Annotated in this window: 21 protein-coding genes and 1 pseudogene; 3 read left to right on the forward strand and 19 right to left on the reverse strand. The window is 51.5% G+C overall.

Annotated features, from left to right (window positions below; all coding sequences use genetic code 11):
- The 7 genes from MVG27_RS09780 to glyA all read right to left on the reverse strand — a co-directional run.
- On the reverse strand, positions 1-324 hold a 324-nt coding region (locus MVG27_RS09780; RefSeq protein ID WP_297556590.1), incomplete at its 3' end, for a molybdopterin-dependent oxidoreductase.
- 5 nt (positions 325-329) lie between these two features.
- On the reverse strand, positions 330-905 hold the full coding sequence (locus MVG27_RS09785; protein ID WP_297549201.1) for a hypothetical protein: 576 nt from the start codon (positions 903-905) through the stop codon (positions 330-332).
- Positions 906-936: 31 nt separating this feature from the next.
- Positions 937-1686: a DNA polymerase sliding clamp gene (locus MVG27_RS09790; RefSeq protein WP_297549199.1), complete on the reverse strand. Its 750-nt coding sequence runs from the start codon at positions 1684-1686 to the stop codon at positions 937-939.
- A gap of 2 nt (positions 1687-1688) precedes the next feature.
- Positions 1689-1850 (reverse strand): hypothetical protein, encoded by a 162-nt coding sequence (locus MVG27_RS09795; RefSeq protein WP_297549197.1) that lies wholly within the window; start codon positions 1848-1850, stop codon positions 1689-1691.
- Positions 1847-2179, reverse strand: a complete 333-nt coding sequence (locus MVG27_RS09800) for a transcription factor S (RefSeq protein WP_297549195.1) — start codon at positions 2177-2179, stop codon at positions 1847-1849. Before MVG27_RS09800 ends, MVG27_RS09795 begins: the two co-directional genes overlap by 4 nt.
- 85 nt (positions 2180-2264) lie before the next feature.
- Positions 2265-2687, reverse strand: coding sequence for an immunoglobulin-like domain-containing protein (locus MVG27_RS09805; protein WP_297549193.1), 423 nt, complete (start codon positions 2685-2687; stop codon positions 2265-2267).
- A 294-nt stretch (positions 2688-2981) separates the two neighbouring features.
- The gene (gene glyA, locus MVG27_RS09810) at positions 2982-4265 is read right to left on the reverse strand and encodes a serine hydroxymethyltransferase (protein ID WP_297556583.1); all 1284 of its coding nucleotides are present in this window, start codon (positions 4263-4265) and stop codon (positions 2982-2984) included.
- Between the two features lie 124 nt (positions 4266-4389).
- On the opposite strand from glyA, the gene rlmD reads away from it, so the two are divergent.
- The gene (gene rlmD / locus MVG27_RS09815) at positions 4390-5652 is read left to right on the forward strand and encodes a 23S rRNA (uracil(1939)-C(5))-methyltransferase RlmD (RefSeq protein WP_297556586.1); all 1263 of its coding nucleotides are present in this window, start codon (positions 4390-4392) and stop codon (positions 5650-5652) included.
- Positions 5653-5671: 19 nt separating this feature from the next.
- Here rlmD and MVG27_RS09820 read toward each other — a convergent pair whose 3' ends face one another.
- Positions 5672-5857 carry a hypothetical protein gene (locus MVG27_RS09820; RefSeq protein ID WP_297549240.1) on the reverse strand — a complete coding sequence of 62 codons (186 nt, stop codon included), beginning with the start codon at positions 5855-5857 and terminating at the stop codon, positions 5672-5674.
- 40 nt (positions 5858-5897) lie between these two features.
- The gene (gene infB, locus MVG27_RS09825) at positions 5898-7700 is read right to left on the reverse strand and encodes a translation initiation factor IF-2 (protein ID WP_297549234.1); all 1803 of its coding nucleotides are present in this window, start codon (positions 7698-7700) and stop codon (positions 5898-5900) included.
- A gap of 270 nt (positions 7701-7970) precedes the next feature.
- Here infB and MVG27_RS09830 point away from each other — a divergent pair, with 270 nt between their 5' ends.
- The gene (locus MVG27_RS09830; protein ID WP_297549219.1) at positions 7971-8291 is read left to right on the forward strand and encodes a hypothetical protein; all 321 of its coding nucleotides are present in this window, start codon (positions 7971-7973) and stop codon (positions 8289-8291) included.
- Positions 8292-8376: 85 nt separating this feature from the next.
- Here the strand turns inward: MVG27_RS09830 and ndk are convergent, their stop codons facing one another.
- The 7 genes from ndk to MVG27_RS09865 form a co-directional block, all read right to left on the reverse strand.
- Positions 8377-8901 carry a nucleoside-diphosphate kinase gene (gene ndk, locus MVG27_RS09835; RefSeq protein ID WP_297549236.1) on the reverse strand — a complete coding sequence of 175 codons (525 nt, stop codon included), beginning with the start codon at positions 8899-8901 and terminating at the stop codon, positions 8377-8379.
- 105 nt (positions 8902-9006) lie between these two features.
- Positions 9007-9210 (reverse strand): 50S ribosomal protein L24e, encoded by a 204-nt coding sequence (locus MVG27_RS09840; protein ID WP_297064335.1) that lies wholly within the window; start codon positions 9208-9210, stop codon positions 9007-9009.
- Positions 9211-9212: 2 nt separating this feature from the next.
- Positions 9213-9425: a 30S ribosomal protein S28e gene (locus MVG27_RS09845; RefSeq protein WP_011250261.1), complete on the reverse strand. Its 213-nt coding sequence runs from the start codon at positions 9423-9425 to the stop codon at positions 9213-9215.
- A gap of 67 nt (positions 9426-9492) precedes the next feature.
- Positions 9493-9864 (reverse strand): 50S ribosomal protein L7Ae, encoded by a 372-nt coding sequence (rpl7ae, locus tag MVG27_RS09850; protein ID WP_297549222.1) that lies wholly within the window; start codon positions 9862-9864, stop codon positions 9493-9495.
- A 75-nt stretch (positions 9865-9939) separates the two neighbouring features.
- Complete coding sequence (locus MVG27_RS09855) at positions 9940-11130, reverse strand: V4R domain-containing protein (protein WP_297549224.1); 1191 nt, start codon at positions 11128-11130, stop codon at positions 9940-9942.
- 190 nt (positions 11131-11320) lie between these two features.
- On the reverse strand, positions 11321-11935 hold the full coding sequence (locus MVG27_RS09860; protein ID WP_297549238.1) for an HVO_0476 family zinc finger protein: 615 nt from the start codon (positions 11933-11935) through the stop codon (positions 11321-11323).
- A 54-nt stretch (positions 11936-11989) separates the two neighbouring features.
- Positions 11990-13885, reverse strand: coding sequence for a phosphoadenosine phosphosulfate reductase family protein (locus MVG27_RS09865; protein ID WP_297549226.1), 1896 nt, complete (start codon positions 13883-13885; stop codon positions 11990-11992).
- Positions 13886-13984: 99 nt separating this feature from the next.
- On the opposite strand from MVG27_RS09865, the gene MVG27_RS09870 reads away from it, so the two are divergent.
- Positions 13985-14626, forward strand: a complete 642-nt coding sequence (locus MVG27_RS09870; protein ID WP_297549228.1) for an alanyl-tRNA editing protein — start codon at positions 13985-13987, stop codon at positions 14624-14626.
- A 76-nt stretch (positions 14627-14702) separates the two neighbouring features.
- Here MVG27_RS09870 and MVG27_RS09875 read toward each other — a convergent pair whose 3' ends face one another.
- From MVG27_RS09875 to MVG27_RS09885, 3 genes and pseudogenes are all read right to left on the reverse strand, one after another.
- Entirely contained in the window at positions 14703-15695 is a 993-nt protein-coding gene (locus MVG27_RS09875) for a TIGR01177 family methyltransferase (RefSeq protein WP_297549230.1), read from the reverse strand.
- A 33-nt stretch (positions 15696-15728) separates the two neighbouring features.
- Positions 15729-16505, reverse strand: a complete 777-nt coding sequence (gene proC, locus MVG27_RS09880; RefSeq protein ID WP_297556588.1) for a pyrroline-5-carboxylate reductase — start codon at positions 16503-16505, stop codon at positions 15729-15731.
- Positions 16502-16754: pseudogene (locus tag MVG27_RS09885) on the reverse strand (hydrolase); the annotation flags it as partial. The gene proC and the pseudogene MVG27_RS09885, both read right to left, overlap by 4 nt.

The raw sequence follows: 16754 nt of genomic DNA on the forward strand, positions 1-16754 counted from the left end.
CCTGTCGCCCGCGTATTGATAAACGAGAACGCTCTCGCTCCCATGCCTTGCAATAATCTCCCTCAGCTTTCCGGCTACGAGGTCTATCGCCTCTTCCCAGCTCGCTTCTCTGAACTTTTCGCTTCCCCTCTCACCGATTCGGATTAACGGTTTCCTTAGCCTGTCTTCTGAGTGGAACCACTTCGGGAGAAGGGCGCCCTTTGGACAGAGGAAGCCCGCGGTTATCGGGTGTTCCGGGTTACCTCTAACCCTGAGCCTTCCGTTCTTCAGCTCGCTTACCATCGAGCAGGTGTCGTAGCAGTCTCTCATGCAGGCGGAGAACATGGACATCACAGTGAGAGCTTGACCCTGAGAGCAACATTCCTCTCAGTGAGAACCCGTCCTATTTCCTCCGGGAGAACGGCCATATCCCACGCCTTAAAGGGTCCGTATTCCCTCATATCTGGTCCGAGAATCGTGGGCAAATCGACGGTTATTATGTACGCCTCCTCGGGGGTTACCCCAGCTGGTGTCTTCTCTCCAGTATTCTCGGTTGCCGTGAGTTCTTTTTCGACTTCGATTTCGTCAACTTCTGGCAGTTCCTCCCTCTCAACAAAGGCCCTGAGGATTTTGAAAATCTTGAACTCTTCAGCGGTCATTTCAGCGGGTTTTCCTTCAACGGCGAGGTCCACTATCTTGTGGAGGCGAAGCTTGATTATCTCCCTCATGAGCTCCTCGGCAATCCTGAGCTGGGCCAGGTAAAGTCTTTCCTCGACGTTTTCTCCCCTTTCACGGGAGTTTTCAGCGCTCAGTTTGAGGGCTTTGATTAGGCTGTCGAACTCGCGGTAGAAGTCGCCGTCAAGTTCCGTTAGCTCCACACTGGAGAGCTCCTGCTCAAGTAACTCCCTGAGCTTGACGATGTCCATGAGACCACCTCATAGAAAAGAAAGGGGAAAATCACTCCTCAACGCGAGGTGCAAGCAGGAATACGAGCTTTCCTTCGTCCCTAATCAGATACTCCATCTGGAGGGGCATCTCGTTTCCGAAGCGGAGTATGACTTCATCGGCCTTGCCTATGCCCTTGATCATGTCGCTGAGGTAGCTGATACCGTAGGCGCTCTTGGTTTCCTCCTCGACCTCAAGGTCGAGTAAGCCTTCGTCCTCAAGGGTGAGCTTAATCTCAACCTCCTGAGTTTCGCCCTCGGCCTTCATTATGAACTCGTTCTCTGTTGCGATGAACTTTATGGCGTCGCTGACGAGGGAGGCATCTTTAACGGCCTCCTTGAGAACCTCTCCGAGAAGGACGACCTTGGCCGTGAACGGGAGCTCTGGAAGTTCGAGCTCAAGCTCCTCAACGTCTATGAGCGGGAGGCGGAACGTTCTCTTTGCAGTTCCCTCAAAGGTTATTTCGAGGAAGTTCTCTTCGCCTTTTCTGAGTATGAGAGTCTCCTTGGCCTTTCCGCGCTTGAGTATCTTTTTGAACTGGTCCATGTTGATTCCGATGGTTTCCGGTTCCTCGACTTCGTACTTTGAGAATATGCTTTCCGGTAGGTTCAAGTCAATGAGAACGACCCTGCTCGGGTCCATAGCGCGCATGCTTATTCCTTCCTCTGTGAATTTAAACGCTGCTTCATCTATGAGGTTGCTGGCTGTTGCTATCAAGCTGGCAAAGTCTTTAGCCCCATCAAAAACGACCTCAAATGGCATTTTCATCCCTCCAGTATTTTGAGCATAAGCCTAATTCTTTCTTTTCCCCGGAATAAATAAGCTTTTCCGTTGTCGGTATCTGGTATTCTAAGGTATGCCTCTTCAAGCTCCTTAAGGGCCTTTTTTGCGAGTCTGATGAGGGTTTCTCTCTCAATCTCGTTCACTCGTAGGCCCTCCACACGTAGCCACACTTGGTGCACTTATAGAATATCGTGCTCGGCTCATCTCCAGCCCTCGTCTGCATCTCCCACCAGTAGGCAGTATCGTTACCGCACTTCGGACAGGTGACCTTCGTCGTCGGCAACGTCTTTATGTCCTGCTCGATGACTACTATCTCCTCATCGGGCTTGTGCTCAACTTTCTGTGTTATTCTAGTCTTTTCTCTGTCTTTCTTTTCGTCAAAGGGCTCCTCATAACCGCAAACCCTACAAACCCAGACCTTTCTTTTCCTGTCGGGAAGCATGAGGTTACCGCACTTGGGACAGAACTTCATAAAACATCACCTCTTCGGCCGGGGTTGGGGTATGCTGTGAAGAATAAAAAGTTTTGCTAAGGGTCAATAAAGAAAACTTGAAAGTTTATTCTTTAATGTAAAATTCTGCACTAACAGAGAATGTTTTGTCCTTTGTTGATATCTTCTTTACTATCTTGTAGTGCCCAGGTGAAAGTCTGAGCTTGGCCAAATCTATCTTCTGGCTCCAGCTTTTTCCTGGTTCGAGCTGAACGACAGACTGTATGAACATAAGATCGACTTTTACCTTGGTCCATTGGCCATTATCTTCCCTATAAAGTTCAAAGGAGTAACCGAGGGTTACTGTTTCATTTCCATTGTTTGTTATGGTTAGTATCATAGTATCTGTCGGACTATACTGCTCTTTGTCAAGGGATAATTTAATTGGGATTTCTTCGGGAGGAGACGCTTTTGCAGGGCCGTTGAAAAACATTAAATAACCCGCTATCAGGCCGGCTATTATTAAAACCACGAAGATAATCCTCTTCACATTCCCTCACCTTGAGAATAGAATGGCCAAAGGGATAATTAACGATTTCGTTCACTTCAATATGATTTGAAGGCGTTGATTTAATGTTATGATTTTAGCGAATCTGATTTTAGCAATCTTATTTGAATCGCGCACCACGGTGCCTGGCGGGGGTGCGCGGTGAATGAAGGCCAGGCACCGCTGAAAACGGCTTGAAAAGAATCCTTATAACCTTTTCTTCAATAAAATCCGAGCAAAAAGATAATGCATTGAAAACAACTCAAGAGGAAATTGAAAATGGTGGAGAGAAGCCAATCATTCTTTGAGAGGCAATCCGTGGTCAAAGGAGTAGTACACCTTCTGGAACTCGGCACGGAAGCCGTAGACGTCGCGCCTGACTTTCTTTGGATCTTCCTTGTCAATAAGAACCCGCTTCATAAAGTGGGCAATCTCCTTCATGTCATCTTCAAACATTCCAACGCGGGTCATCTCTTGGACGCCTATCCTGAGACCGCTCGGCTCGTTGACCTTCTCAAGCGGGTCCCATGGCAGGAGGTTCTTGTTGAGGATTATGCCTGCCTCCTCCAAGAGAGGAGCCGCCCAGCCTCCAGCAGAGGGATGGAGGTCCGAGACGTCAACTATTACCTGGTGGCTCTCGGTGTAGCCCTTGTCCTCACCTATGACCTTAAAGCCCTCCTCCGCCAGAGCCTCGGCGAGGGCCTTCGCATTCTTGATTATCTGTCTTGCATACTTCTCACCGTATTCGAGCATCTCGGCCGCGGTGAGAGTCTTTCCTGCCATGTGGTGGAGGTGGTGGTTGCTCAAAACGCCAGGGAAGATGGCCCACTGGAGCTTGGCTATCTCTTCGGTCTCGCCGAAGCGCTTGTAAATTATGACACCGCCCTGTGGTCCCGGGAAGGTCTTATGGGTTGAGGCGGTGATTATGTCCGCCCCCTCGCGGAGCGGGTCCTGGAACTGCTTGCCCGCTATAAGCCCAAGGACGTGGGCACCGTCGTACATGACGTATGCTCCAACCTCCTTAGCGACGGGCGCGAGCTCTTTAACCGGGTGCGGGAACGGGAAGAGCGAACCACCGAAGACGACTATCTTGGGCTCGAGCTCGCGGATGAGCTTCTCGGCCTTGTCAACGTCGATGTTGAATTCCTCGTTATCAAAGGGCCAGGTGTGAACTTCCAAACCTCTCATTCCCGCCGCACCGAAGGGCATGTGGCTTATATGACCACCGTGGCTGGTGTGAAGGACTATTGCCTTGTCCCCGGGCTGGGTTAGGCCGAAGAAGACCGCCTGGTTGGCGTTGGTTCCGGAAATCGGCCTGAGGTCAGCGAAATCACTCTGGAAGAGCTTGGTGAAGAGCTCAACGCCTATGAGCTCAACCTCATCAACGTACTTACAGCCCTGGTAATAGCGTTGCTTCGGCCAGCCTTCGGCGTACTTGTGCATAAAACCGCTAGCTACAGCCCTGGTGACGGTCGGAGAAGTAACGTTTTCGCTTGCTATGAGGTTTATTGTGTGGGCCCTCCAGTGCTCGTGGTCCTCAATAAAGTTCAGAACCTTGTCGCGGTATTCACGGTAGCTCATCGTGGACACCTCGGTTGTGCTTTAAACGATGGGGATATAAACCTTACCACACCTGTGCACACGTGCAGAGTTGTGCATTACCGTATCCGATGGGTTCTTAAATCCGAAACCGAGAGGTGCTTCCATGATTGCCGGCAGGGTCGAAGGACTCAGTGATGACGGGTTGGGAATCGTAAAGGCCAAAAAGAAGCCAGTTTTCGTTCCGTTCACTTATCCTGAGGATTACGTGGAAGTTCACGGCACAAGAAGGCGCTTTGGAAGGCTTCTCGCGAAGGACTTCGTTCTGCTCGAACACTCGCCGTTAAGGCAGAGGCCCAGGTGCCGGCACTTCGGGAAGTGCGGTGGCTGTCTCTGGCAGGGGCTGAAATACAAGGTTCAACTCGAACTTAAGGGTGAACTTTTCGAGCGAATCACGGGGATAAACGCACCCATTAAAGGCTCACCAAAAATCTGGGGATTCAGGAACGTCAGCAACTTTATGGTAAGCAACGAAGGAGTCGGCCTCAAGGAGTACGGCAACCCCCTCGGAGTCGTCGATTTAAGGGAGTGCCCTGTGTTTTCAAAGAGAACGCCGGAATACCTCCGCGCTCTTAGGGACTTCTTGGTAGAAACGGACCTTAAACCGTGGAACCTGAGACAAAGGAAGGGTGACGTTCACTACCTCCAGGTGAGGGAGGGAAAGTTCACGAGTGAAATCATGGTCAATCTGATTGCTCACGTCGAACCTTCGGGGGACGTTTTGGAGGCTTTCACGGACTACTTTTCCTTCGCTACCTCCCTCTACTGGAGCATGAAGGCAGATGAGAGGGACGACCCCCGCGGTGAAGCGGAGCTCATATCCGGGAAGCCCTTCATTAGGGAGAGAATTGGAGACGTTGTTTATCTGATTCACCCGAATAGCTTTTTCCAGACCAACAGCTATGCTTTACAGCTCCTCCTCGGGGCCGTTGAGGGCTTTGCAGATGGGGAGAATGTCCTTGACCTTTATTCTGGCGTTGGGACGTTTGGAGTTTATTTGGCAAAGAGGGGTTTTACAGTTGAGGGTGTGGAAATCAACCCCTTCGCCGTTGAGATGGCCAACCAAAACGCCCGGATAAACGGTGTTAGTGCAACTTTTAAGGTAGGAAGAGCCGAGGAGACGCCAATAGGGGACTATGACACTGTAATCGTTGACCCGCCGAGAAAAGGACTCAAAGAAGTTTCAGAGCTCCTTGTGAAAAGCGAGGTTGAGAAGGTCATCTACGTCTCCTGCAATCCAAAAGCGTTTAAGCTCGACTACGAGAGGCACCTGAAAAAGACCTACCGCGTTGAAAACGCCGTCCTCATCGACATGTTCCCCCATACGCCACACGTCGAGGCGGTGGTTGAGCTGGTTAGGAAGCGTTAGGCCGTATCCAACTTGGCCTTCAGTCAAAGTCCCATATCGTTCTTCCCTTGTAGAACAGCATCACGTAGCCACAGTTTTTGCAAATAACAATCTTGACCTTGTGGGCGGTAAACCCCCACTTGCTGTCGAGCTTGCCTTCCTCAACCTGAAACTCCGTTCCACCACAGAGGGGACAGACCAGCTGACGCCTTTCCACAAGTCTCACCACTTAAAGTTGGAAGAAAAGGTATAAAAACCTATCGGAATCAGACCGCCCTCCAGAAGGGGTCTTGCTTCGCCTTGACCTTTGCAATCATCTTGAGTGCCCTCAGGTCGCTCTCGTCCAGCTCGTCCCTGAGCTGTTTGAGGAGGACTATAACGTCGTTCTTGCTCAGGTCAACGTAGAGCGTCTCGCCCGGGTGGATGTGCCTGCCAACTATGGCCCCCTCAATCGCTATCGCAACGGCGTCACCTTTCCTTGCCTCCTGGACGAAGTCGTTCTTGTTCTTTATTGACTTGATGACGCCGACTTTCTCGCCCGTCTCCTTAATAAGGGTAACTCCCGGCCTTATTCTGCCCTCGAGGACTTCAACGCCAACTATCGCCGGCTTACTCCTCCTGAAGACGTAGCGCTCGTCGGGGTAGAGCTTGATTACTCCCGGGAAGGTGACGTTCTTCAAAAGCTCGCGCTTCCGCTTTTCTTCCTCGGCTTTGACCCAGGCCTCGTAGTCCTCGATGAGCTTGTAGATGACGTTGCCGACGAATATAGGAACGCCCTTGGCCTTCGCTACTTCCTCAGCGTCCTCGTTAACCTTCACGTTGAAGCCAAGAACGACGCCGTACTTCGGTTCTTCCTCTTTAACGCTTAAGGCCTCCATCACATCGGTCTTGCTTATGTTCCCGACGTCGGCCTTCCTTATCGGAATTCCCTTCTCCTGCAGTTCCTTGCTCAGGGCCTCGAGAGAACCGAGCGTGTCGGCCTTAACTATGACTCCAATCTTTCCGGTGTTTATGACGACGCTCTGTATCTGGCTAAGGATTTCCTGCTTGGCCTTCTCTATCTCCTCCTCGCTCCTCGCGGCTATGACGGGTGAGCCTGCTAATGCCTCCTCAAGGCCCGGAGCCGCTATCTTGACACCGGCCGCGGCGGTAACTTCATTAACCTGGTCGAAGCGGAACCTCGGGTCCCTAATTTCGTCGAGGGGCTTGGGCTTTAGGAGTGCGCGGATTTTCGTCACTATGGCCTTGTCTTTTCCACCGACAACTATGGTGTCGTCCTTTCTCAGCGTTCCGTCGTAGATGATAACATCTATCGTCGTTCCAAGGCCGAGCTCCTCCCTCACTTCGAGTATCGTACCTCTCGCAGGGCCGTCAACCTCTATCTTGAGCTTCTCCTCCAGGTATTTCTGACTCAGTCCAGCTATGAGCACGAGAAGTTCCGGAATTCCAATACCGTACTTGGCAGAAATCGGGACTATTGCCAGTTCGCGCGTGAAGTTCTGAACTCTATCAAACCTGTTCGCCTGGAAGCCCATCTCGTAGAACTTTCCTATCAGCTCCCAGAGCTTTGTTTCGAGCTCCTGAACTGCCCTCTGGTCCTGCTTCTTAATGTTCACCAAAAACGGCTCGTCTTCCTCGATGACCCAGCCCTTAATCCTGTCTATCTTGTTGGCGGCAACTATGAAGGGGGTCTTGTAGCGCCTGAGTATCTCTATGCTCTCTATCGTCTGGGGCTGGAAGCCCTCGTTGATGTCAACCACCAGAACCGCCAAATCCGCCAGGCTTCCTCCCCTTGCCCTCAAACTCGTGAAGGCCTCGTGACCGGGAGTGTCTATGAAGAGCAAACCGGGGAGCTTTATCTCGCCCTTCCAGAGCTTTATGAGTGGGCCGGCGAGTTGCTTGACGACATCAATCGGAACCTCAGTTGCACCTATATGTTGCGTTATTCCCCCAGCTTCCTTGCCCGCGACGTTAGTTCTCCTTATTCTGTCGAGCAATGTCGTCTTGCCGTGGTCAACGTGACCGAGGACCGCTATAATTGGCTGTCTAATTCTCTTGGCCATTTCCATCACCTAAGCTTAGCTCAAACCAGGCCTTTTAAAGGGTTCGGGGCAAAAATTAAAAACAAAGATAGTAATCCCCGTCGGTGGTTCAATGATAGGGTTTGCCGTTGGGACCATTCTTGGAATCGCGTCCGCTTTATAAAATAGACGAGCTGGTTAGGACGTCTCTCCCGGTTGGTTACACGCTGGTGGCTGGGGCCGGGCTTTCCGCGGGTAAGAGTCATTTACTCTTCCTGCTAGGCCTCGTCTTTGTGACGCGGGAAGTCTTTAAAGGAAGTGCCAAAGAACGAGGTGCTCTACTGCCTGACGGACGATTTAAGTTACGGTGTTTACCGGGCCGGGGATACTCTTGTCGTCGGCGGAAAATTCATCAAGGAATTTTCGCGCTGGAAGGAAGTCGTGGAGTGCCTCCTAAAGGTCCCGTACAATGAGACACGGCAGAAGGCCCTTGTTTATGGGTCATCACTTCTCATAGTTGCTCTGGGGTTCGCCATTTCTCCCGGCTTCATTGCCGTCACGGTGTTGTATGCTCTCGCGTTTGCCTTGGCAGTTGGAACGGCGGTTTATGTTGTGGTCATGACGAGGAAAAGCTCTTGATAAAGAATGTGCGGAGACAATGAAAGAGTACGGCGAGTTCTTAGGGCGAAAACAAAAGGGCGGAAGGAAAGAGCAATGTGATAAGCTAACGCTCCATACAATCCATGCTGTCCAGATATTCCTTTCTGGCCCTGGCGTGGGTGTGGTAGAACCAGTCTGGAGCTTTGCAGTACTCAAAGAGCTCTTCGGGCTTGAAGTAGAGGCTTATCTCCCTCTCAGCGCTTTCCGGGCTGTCGGAGGCGTGGATAACGTTGTATATTGCGTCTCCAATGTTAAGACCATAGTCGCCCCTTATGCTTCCCGGCTCTGCGTCCTTGGGGTTAGTTGCACCGGCCATCTTCCTGACGACGCTTATCGCGTAGCGCCCTTCAACGACCATGACCACGCTCGGGGCCTTGGTTATGTAGTCTATGAGTCCTTCAAAGAAGGGCTTTCCTTTGTGTTCCTCATAGTGCTTTTCAGCCAGCTCACGGTCAATCCATATCATCTTCATTCCCACAATCTTGAGACCCTTCTTTTCAAAGCGACTTATAATTTCGCCCATAAGTCCACGGACAACCGCGTCGGGCTTCAGAATAACGAGGGTCCTCTCTATCTGCTTGTCCGCCATCGGCAACACCGGGTGTAGAATGGGAAAGGTGGTTAATAGGTTTTTTGGAACCATATCAACGCTTGAGAAACGGCTAAACCTGAAACGGGAAGGAAAAGAAAGAAATCACTTCCTCTTGGCCCTCTGGAGTCTGGCCTCCTGGAAGGCTTTGGTCCACTTGAGCTTTCTTGGATTTCTGCCCATGAAGTAGAGCTTCTCGCACTTGCTGGAGCAGAAGAACAGGACTCTGCCGTCGTTCCTGACGAACATTTTTCCTGTCCCGGGCTCGAACTCCCTTCCGCAGTAGGAGCAGACGTTCCAGCGGGCCATCTTCAACGCCTCCTCCTGATTTCTCTCGCCTCTCTTTCAGTCTCCCTGAGGATGACTATATCACCAACGCGAACGGGGCCCTTAACGTTCCTCCTGATGACGCGCCCCTTGTCGCGTCCCTCGAGGATTCTGACCTTGACCTGAGTAACGCCACCGGTGACGCCTGTCCTGCCAACGATCTCGATAACCTCGGCGGGGTAGCCTTCGTCGCTCATACCTCACACCTCGTAAAGACTCGCGGGATGAACCTTAAACCTTTCGTGATAAGGAAGGAAAAGGAGCTCACTTCATGAGCTCCTTAACCTTCATGGCAATCTCCTCAACGAGCTCGCGGGCCTTGCCGGGCTCGATGATGGCAACGCTAGCGGCTGAAACCTCTATACCAGCCGCGGCACCGAGTTCTTTCTTGCTAGGAACGTATATGTAGGGTATCTCCTTCTCCTCACAGAGCGGGGGAAGGTGGGCAACTATCTCCTCGGGGTCAACGTCCTCGGCAATTATAACGAGCTTGGCCTGGCCCCTCTCAACGGCCTTGGTTGTCTCGTTGGTTCCCTTCCTTATCTTTCCGGTGTCCCTCGCTATCTCAACTGCTTCGAGAGCCTTCTCGGCAAGCTCCTGGGGAACTTCAAACTTCACGTAGCTCGGCTTCGCCATCTTTCATCCCTCCGAAACCTCATCGTTCATCTGGTTTTGCGACGGGAGTTTGGGGGAGAATTTAAAAGGGTTTCGCTATCTGACTTTTCTCAATACGAACTCGCAGTGCTCGGCACCCATTGCCTCGCACTTGGTCTCTTCGCCCTCCCAGTGTTTACCCGTAAACTCTGTGAGAAATTGGGCAAAGGAACCAGTGTAGTTGGGGTGAAGTGGATAAGGATAGCCTTTTCCGCCCGGGAAGAGGTTCGTACCCTTTATTATGACGGTTGACTCAGAAAGCTCAACGAGCTCGAGTTTTCCGCCACCACTTGCCATTGTGAACTTAAACAGATCTTCAAGGGCTTCCTCTATGTCAGTACTGTGTCTCTTGGAGTATTCCCCATACCCAATGAATTGCTTTTTACCCCATACATATAGGAGCTCTTTACCCTTCTCAAACCCAAGGAAGTCGTAAACGGTCTCAATTAAGCTCCTCTCTGTTTCTTCTTCTCTTATTTGGACTCTATGGGCTTTTAAGTCTTTTATCCATATTGTTCCGTTTTCACCGGCTTGAAGTTGGGCTTTGAGTCCTTCCAAGCTTTGATAGAGTTCCTTTTTTAGGCTTATCCCCTTGTTCGTTCTTATGTATGAAAACCTCGGTTCTATGACCCTAAGTGGTTTAGGTGAGCGTTTAATTTCAACTACCTCGCGGGATACTTCGATAACGTAATCAAAGGGAATCAGAATCGTGGCGAGGCTTGATTTGTCAAATACGTCTGCACAAAGGGCAACAAATGTAGCCTTTCCCAGAGATTTAACTGAATTCGTCAGCCTAACAATGGCTTTTATGTAGCTTTTTGGGTTTGACTGGAGAGTGTACTGTGATGTTACATCGTCGACTACTAAAATATCGTAGTTACCTTTCTGAAGTTCTTCTTTTATTATGGCGGTTGTTATTCCGAGGTCAAGGGGGTTTGGCAGGACGTTCTTCCCGCTCTGGACTGTTTGCCCGTAGAGGTTGGAGTAGCCGTCGAATATTGTAAGGGATTCATTCAGAAAGGGCTCATAATCTATACCGTGATTCTTGAGCTCTTTAAGGAGGGTCTTAATCGGCTGTCTGAAATCCACGAGAAGAACTTTCCTGCCCGAGGTGAGGGCTTCAAAAACTGCCTGATGCATTAGGATAACATTGTCATATTCTATTGAACCTACGAACGCGACACTTGAACCTTCTTCCACACCACCTCCCAGGATTTCATCGAGCTGTTTTACACCTAGGGATAACATATTTTATCACCCAAAGAAAATTTCTTCAAATGAGTCATTATAACCTTTGCGGATAGTACGTCCAACTGGAGGAATTAACACCAAAATGTGAGGGAAAGTCGCTCAATAATGGGCAAGATGATGTGGTATCAGTAGCGGCCAAGCTCATCATCCCGCCGGTCAGGAAAATAAAAAGCTCATCACCCGGAAGCTAAGCGGTCTCCTTTCCATAACCCATGTAAAGCTCAAGGCTCCTCCTCGCTCTGGCGCGCGGTATGTGGTGTCCCATGATGGCAACTATCCTGTCGGCCTTGGCCTTCCCGTGGTGGAGCATCTTGTTCTCTGTCTTAATCTTCTCAATTTTGAAGGTGTAACCACCGACCTCAACTACTTCCCCAACTGCGAACTCCTCTTCCCTTGGAACCTTAACGCGGAATGACTGGGTTATTCCCTTCGGGAGGTAGATTGATACCTTGATGACCTTCGGGTAAGTTAGGCTCTCGCCCCAGAGGGTTTTTATCTCCTCAACTCTGGCCCTGTTAACCCTCTTTCCCCCTTCGAGCTCGATTCCGGTAATCCTGACCTCGTCCTCCTCGGTCTCAACGATGTCCCCGACCCTGATTTCTTCCCCCTCCGGCAGTTCCGCCTTGCTCTTGAAGCTCACCTCGTGCTTGCTCACTATGAGCGGGATCTTTACGAGCTTTGGAAGGGTCACGTGCCAGACGTTACCGCACTCGTTACAGCGTAGGGTCAGCTCCCTTCCGCGCTCTTTAATAACCTCGACGTCATCGCTACCGCACTCGGGACAGATGAAGTACTCCTCCATTTTCCTCACCGATGGGAGAAGAGGGGAGGGAGTTTATAAAGGTGCCCTACGGTGCTAAAGCTGGCTCCCCTCCTCGGGGTTTTTAATCTTCAACAGCGGGCAGACCTCCATACACTCCCGGCAGTGAACGCATCTGTTCCAGTCGACCACTATCTTCTTGCTCTTCTCGTCTATGCTTAGAGCATTTTCAGGGCACTTCCCAACGCAGACACCACAGCCAACGCACTCGTAGGCCCTCTTAACCAGATAGTAGGCACTCCACGCCTCCTCCTCGTTCGGCGCTCTGGCTTTCCTCGTCCCGGTGAGGAACTCAACCCTTCCAGCCCTGATAACGTCCCCTTCAACGGAAACCTCTCCGAGGATTGGGGCAACCTGGAGGAGGCGCCTTTTGTTGAGGATTGTGTTGAACTCCAGCTCATAACAATCTGCAGTTTCCCTTATCTCCACCCTTACCGGCTCCCACGAGCGCTCCTCCGGAATCTCAACGCCGAGCTTTCTCGCTATGGCCTTTTCGCCCTTGCTGAGCTTCTTCCACCGCCAGAACCCGTAGGTAATCCACTCCTCCGGAAGGTTAAAGCGCTTCCTCCAGTAGTCCAGGGCCTTAAACCACTTCTCCCACAGTTCGGGCTTTTCCCTCTTGAGCCTCTCGAACTCAGCGAGGGAAGCGCTCGGGCACAGGAAACAGCCTATCCTGTCGAAGCCCCTCTCGTAGAGCGGGTTGTATGGGAGGTTCCTGCTGAAGATGTAGAGCCACACCTCTATTGCCCTCCAGTGGAATATTGGGGATGCCCCAATCTCGTTGGGCACCCACTCGTTTCTCCAAACTCTGGGTTGCTTAAAGCGCTTTATGCTCTCGTACTTCCTCTGGCCGACGAACATTAGAACTCCTTTCGGGTAGTTCTCCTTTATGGCCAAAGTTATCGGCCCGAGCTTCGTTACCTTACAGCACCAGCGGTAGTCCCTCCCCGGTGGAGAGAAAACGTACAAAGCCCTCCAGAAAGCATCTCCAGCGTCTGCAACGACGAACTTTATTCCCTTCGGCTCGAGCTCCTTTCTCAGCTCTTCCACATACTCAACAGTCTCGGGAAACTCTATTCCCGTGTTGTTGAAGAAGACGGTGAAGTTTTCTCCAAACTCCTCCAAAGCGAGTCCCAGAACCGCCAGGCTGTCCTTTCCGCCTGAGAAGGCAACCGCCACCGGAAGGTCGGAGTATTTTTCAGAAACGCGCCTCATGAACTCCCTGGATTTCATTACCTTTTCCTCAAGGGCTATGCTGTTCGCCCTCAGGACGTCCTCAAGGGTCGCTTTCTTTCCCTCGCGGTAGCTGACCCTTTTCTGCCTCTTCGGTTTAACTCCAGTCCCGCGCTCGCCCCTGATTAAAGCTTCGTAGTCCTTCTTGGCTATCCCCGTGGCAAAAACCTCGCCCTCCTCTGAGATGAGGATTACCTCGTCGTTCACCTTTATACTGGAATCAGCTTCGAGAACGCCAACTGCCAAGAGATTAGCTCCCCTCTTTATCGGCTCCACCGCGCCTTTGTCAACGATTACCCACTTTTTCATCTCTTTTCCGTAGAGTTTCCAGAGGGCAATGGCACCTTCGACCTTCAAACCGGCCCGCCATTTAAGTTCAACGGGGTCGAACTTGACGTAGCCAAAAACGTAGCCGTCAACGATTATCTCGTAGGCCTCATCCTCGCTCGGAAGCTTGTTGAGGAGGACGACCTTTCCGTCGAGGACTTTACCTACATCAACGCCGAAGTGCTCCCTGAAAACCTCCTTGATGAATTCCAAATCCCTCTGGAAGGCGAACCTCAAATCACCCGGTGGCGTTATGTCGAGGCGGAACACGCTCTCCTTTCCATGTACCGCACAGCTATCGCCGATGAGCGGGACGTTGCACTTTTCGCACCAGTTTATGTAAGCCTTACCGAGGAACACAGGCCTTCCCATGTTCTCACCTGAGGCGAGAAGAGGTTTATCATTTATAAACTCGGCGATGTTTCGATACCCATTTAAGGGTAGGCATCTTTCATTTCTACGGTGGTCTGAATGACGCGCAAGCTCTACTACGAGGACGCCTACCTGAAGGAGGCAAAGGCAAAGGTCGTGGAAATCCGAGAGGACGCTTTGCTACTCGACCAGACGATATTCTATCCAACCGGTGGCGGTCAGCCCCACGACAGGGGTTGGATAAACGGCGTCGAGGTTCTCGACGTTTACAAGGACGATACAGGAGATGTGTGGCATGTTGTGGCTGAACCCGAGAAGTTCAAGGTTGGCGATGAAGTTGAGCTCAAGATAGACTGGGACTACCGGTACAGGCTCATGAGAATCCACAGTGCCCTTCACTTACTTGAGCATGTCCTCAACGAAGTCCTGCCCGGAAAGTGGGAGCTCTACGGGAGTGGAATGAGCGCCGAGAAGGGTCGTTATGACATCCTCTACCCGGAGAACGTCAATCAGTGGAAGGAGCAGATTATAGAGACCTTCAACCGGCTCGTGGATGAGGGCGGTGAAATGAAGATATGGTGGGAGGGAGAGACAAGATACACCCAGATAAGGGACTTTGAGGTAATTCCCTGCGGTGGAACCCACGTGAAGGACATAAAGGAGATAGGGCACATCAAAAAGCTCAAGCGCTCCAGCCTTGGAAGGGGAAAGCAGAGGCTTGAAATCTGGCTTGAGGACTGAGCCCTCTTCTTCTCTTCCCCTGCATAGCCCAAAACTTTCTGTGTGGATTCCTACACGGCAAATCAGTACTGACTCCTTACTTCTCAAACACATAGAAATACCGCTCAAGGCTTTTGTGAACCTTCTGGTAATACTTCCCCACAAGTCTGAAGCCGACCTTTTCCGCCTCTTTTTCTCCATCGAAGCTCGTTGGGAAGGCTATCGACAAACGCCCACCCGGTTCCAGAACGGCGTTAATGCTCTCAAGCACCTCCCGGTAGAGCTCTTCCCTCCTTCTTCCTGCGAGTGTTGCCGATGTCCCGTAGGGCGGGTCCGTCGCTATCGCCTCGAACTTCTTATCGAAGAGCTCCTCAAGCCTTGTCGCGTCGCCGAGCTTAAGGACGTAGTCCCTTATTCCGTAGTGTCTGAGGTTCATCTCGGCTCCCTCAACCATCTCCGGCTTTATGTCCACGCCGTAGACCTTCAGGCCAATTAAACCCGCCTCTATAAGAATCCCGCCTGCTCCCATCATGGGGTCGAGGAGCTCTCTCCTTGCCTTCGTTAGGTTAACCAGCGCCCTTGAAATCCTCGGGTGGAGGGAAATTGGCCTGAAAAACGGCCTGTGGTGGGCCTTTCTCCTCTCGAAGTCCTTGGGGTCAAAGAACCTCAACCTTATTCCGGCGTAGAGTTTCTCACCGCAGTAAACCCTAACGAGCGTGTCCGGTTTAGAGAGGTCTACCTTAAAGCCCTTTGCGTGTATCACGGCCCCAAGCTTCCTCGGGAGGTCGGTAATCTCATGCCTGCAGTTGGCCATCGTTTCCGTGTCCACCTTAAAGGTTCCCTTAATGGGCCACTCGATTTCCTTCGCTTTATTGAGGAGCTCCTCAACGGAATCCGCTTCAACTAGGAGCTTCCCGTACTCGTGGGCGAGGCCAAGCCTCTCTAGGAAAGGAAAGGCCTTTTCATCTGCATTTACCTTGAGGAAAAGGTAGTCTCTTCCCGCTATCTCTCCACCCCCGAGCTCAAGCATGGCCCTAACTTCGTCAACGGCCATCTCCGGTAGGTTTCCAAGGATTTCCACGTAGAGCATGTTTTCTCCTTTTCGGGTGGGTTTTTAAGGGTTTCACAGCCTCTTCGATAGTATCCTTGACTTTTTGGTCGCCGCATCTACGGCCTTCATAACGGCCGTTCTTATTTTGCCCTCCTCAAGTTCAAAAACGCCGTCTATGGTAGTCCCTCCGGGGGTTATGACCCACTCCCTGACCTCAGCTGGGTGGGCTTTTGTTTCCATGAGAAGCTTTGCCGTTCCGAGGAGCGTCTGAAGTGATGCCCTCTTTGCCAGGTCCCTCGGAAGGCCGACGCGCAGGCCACCGTAGACCATGGCCTCAAGGAAAACCGTAACGTAGGCCGGCCCAGAGCCACTTAGCCCGGTTATGGCGTCCATATGCTCCTCCTCAATTCTCACGCAGTCACCGAAGGTTCTCAGGAGTTTTTCAACCGTTTCTATGTCCTCTCCCTTGAGGTCAGTTGAATAGGCCGTGAAGGATTCGCCGACCAAGATTGCTATGTTGGGCATTGCCCTGACGAACTTTGCATTGGCGAGTCTTTTCAGCTCCCTGAGGGATATTCCCGCAACGACAGAAATCACGAGCTTCCCTTCAATCAGGTCAGAGACCTCCTCAAGAACTTCCCCGACCTTGTTAGGTTTCACCGCTATGAAGACCACATCTGCCCCTTCAACTGCCTTCCTGTTGTCGGAGATAACCTCTATCCCCATCTCCGCCAGTTCCTTTGCCTTTTCAACCCTTCTCCTCGTGGCCGTGACTTCATATCCTGCCTTTTTGAGGGCCTTTGCTATCGCACCCCCTATTGTTCCGGCACCCACAACGGCAACCCTCATCTCAACACCTCCAGTAAATTCTCAACAAAAACCGAAACGTTCTCGACGTCCCTTCCGACCATAATGAAGTCAAAATCCCCGTATTTTCTCCGGTAGTTCTCGATAAAGAGCTCGTCGTTTAAGGTATCCCCAACGTAAACCCCTTTCTCGCCCCTAACAATCCTCCACAGAAGGTCAGGGTTAGGTTTCAGGCCGAGTTCCCTCGTTACGGCTTTCTCAAAGCGGAAGCCGAGGATTTTCTCCGCGAGC

It is taken from the genome of Thermococcus sp., from assembly GCF_027011145.1.
Classification (GTDB): domain Archaea; phylum Methanobacteriota_B; class Thermococci; order Thermococcales; family Thermococcaceae; genus Thermococcus.

Excerpts from the sequence above, each read along its gene's own strand:
- MVG27_RS09855 (WP_297549224.1), bottom strand. The coding sequence starts at position 11,130 with ATGTTATCCCTAGGTGTAAAACAGCTCGATGAAATCCTGGGAGGTGGT.
- MVG27_RS09790 (WP_297549199.1), bottom strand. The coding sequence starts at position 1,686 with ATGCCATTTGAGGTCGTTTTTGATGGGGCTAAAGACTTTGCCAGCTTG.
- MVG27_RS09875 (WP_297549230.1), bottom strand. The coding sequence starts at position 15,695 with ATGCTCTACGTGGAAATCCTTGGAAACCTACCGGAGATGGCCGTTGAC.
- rpl7ae (WP_297549222.1), bottom strand. The coding sequence starts at position 9,864 with ATGGCGAAGCCGAGCTACGTGAAGTTTGAAGTTCCCCAGGAGCTTGCC.
- proC (WP_297556588.1), bottom strand. The coding sequence starts at position 16,505 with ATGAGGGTTGCCGTTGTGGGTGCCGGAACAATAGGGGGTGCGATAGCA.
- ndk (WP_297549236.1), bottom strand. The coding sequence starts at position 8,901 with ATGGCGGACAAGCAGATAGAGAGGACCCTCGTTATTCTGAAGCCCGAC.
- infB (WP_297549234.1), bottom strand. The coding sequence starts at position 7,700 with ATGGAAATGGCCAAGAGAATTAGACAGCCAATTATAGCGGTCCTCGGT.
- MVG27_RS09860 (WP_297549238.1), bottom strand. The coding sequence starts at position 11,935 with ATGGAGGAGTACTTCATCTGTCCCGAGTGCGGTAGCGATGACGTCGAG.
- MVG27_RS09785 (WP_297549201.1), bottom strand. The coding sequence starts at position 905 with ATGGACATCGTCAAGCTCAGGGAGTTACTTGAGCAGGAGCTCTCCAGT.
- MVG27_RS09870 (WP_297549228.1), top strand. The coding sequence starts at position 13,985 with ATGACGCGCAAGCTCTACTACGAGGACGCCTACCTGAAGGAGGCAAAG.
- rlmD (WP_297556586.1), top strand. The coding sequence starts at position 4,390 with ATGATTGCCGGCAGGGTCGAAGGACTCAGTGATGACGGGTTGGGAATC.
- MVG27_RS09865 (WP_297549226.1), bottom strand. The coding sequence starts at position 13,885 with ATGGGAAGGCCTGTGTTCCTCGGTAAGGCTTACATAAACTGGTGCGAA.
- glyA (WP_297556583.1), bottom strand. The coding sequence starts at position 4,265 with ATGAGCTACCGTGAATACCGCGACAAGGTTCTGAACTTTATTGAGGAC.
- MVG27_RS09840 (WP_297064335.1), bottom strand. The coding sequence starts at position 9,210 with ATGGCCCGCTGGAACGTCTGCTCCTACTGCGGAAGGGAGTTCGAGCCC.
- MVG27_RS09845 (WP_011250261.1), bottom strand. The coding sequence starts at position 9,425 with ATGAGCGACGAAGGCTACCCCGCCGAGGTTATCGAGATCGTTGGCAGG.
- MVG27_RS09800 (WP_297549195.1), bottom strand. The coding sequence starts at position 2,179 with ATGAAGTTCTGTCCCAAGTGCGGTAACCTCATGCTTCCCGACAGGAAA.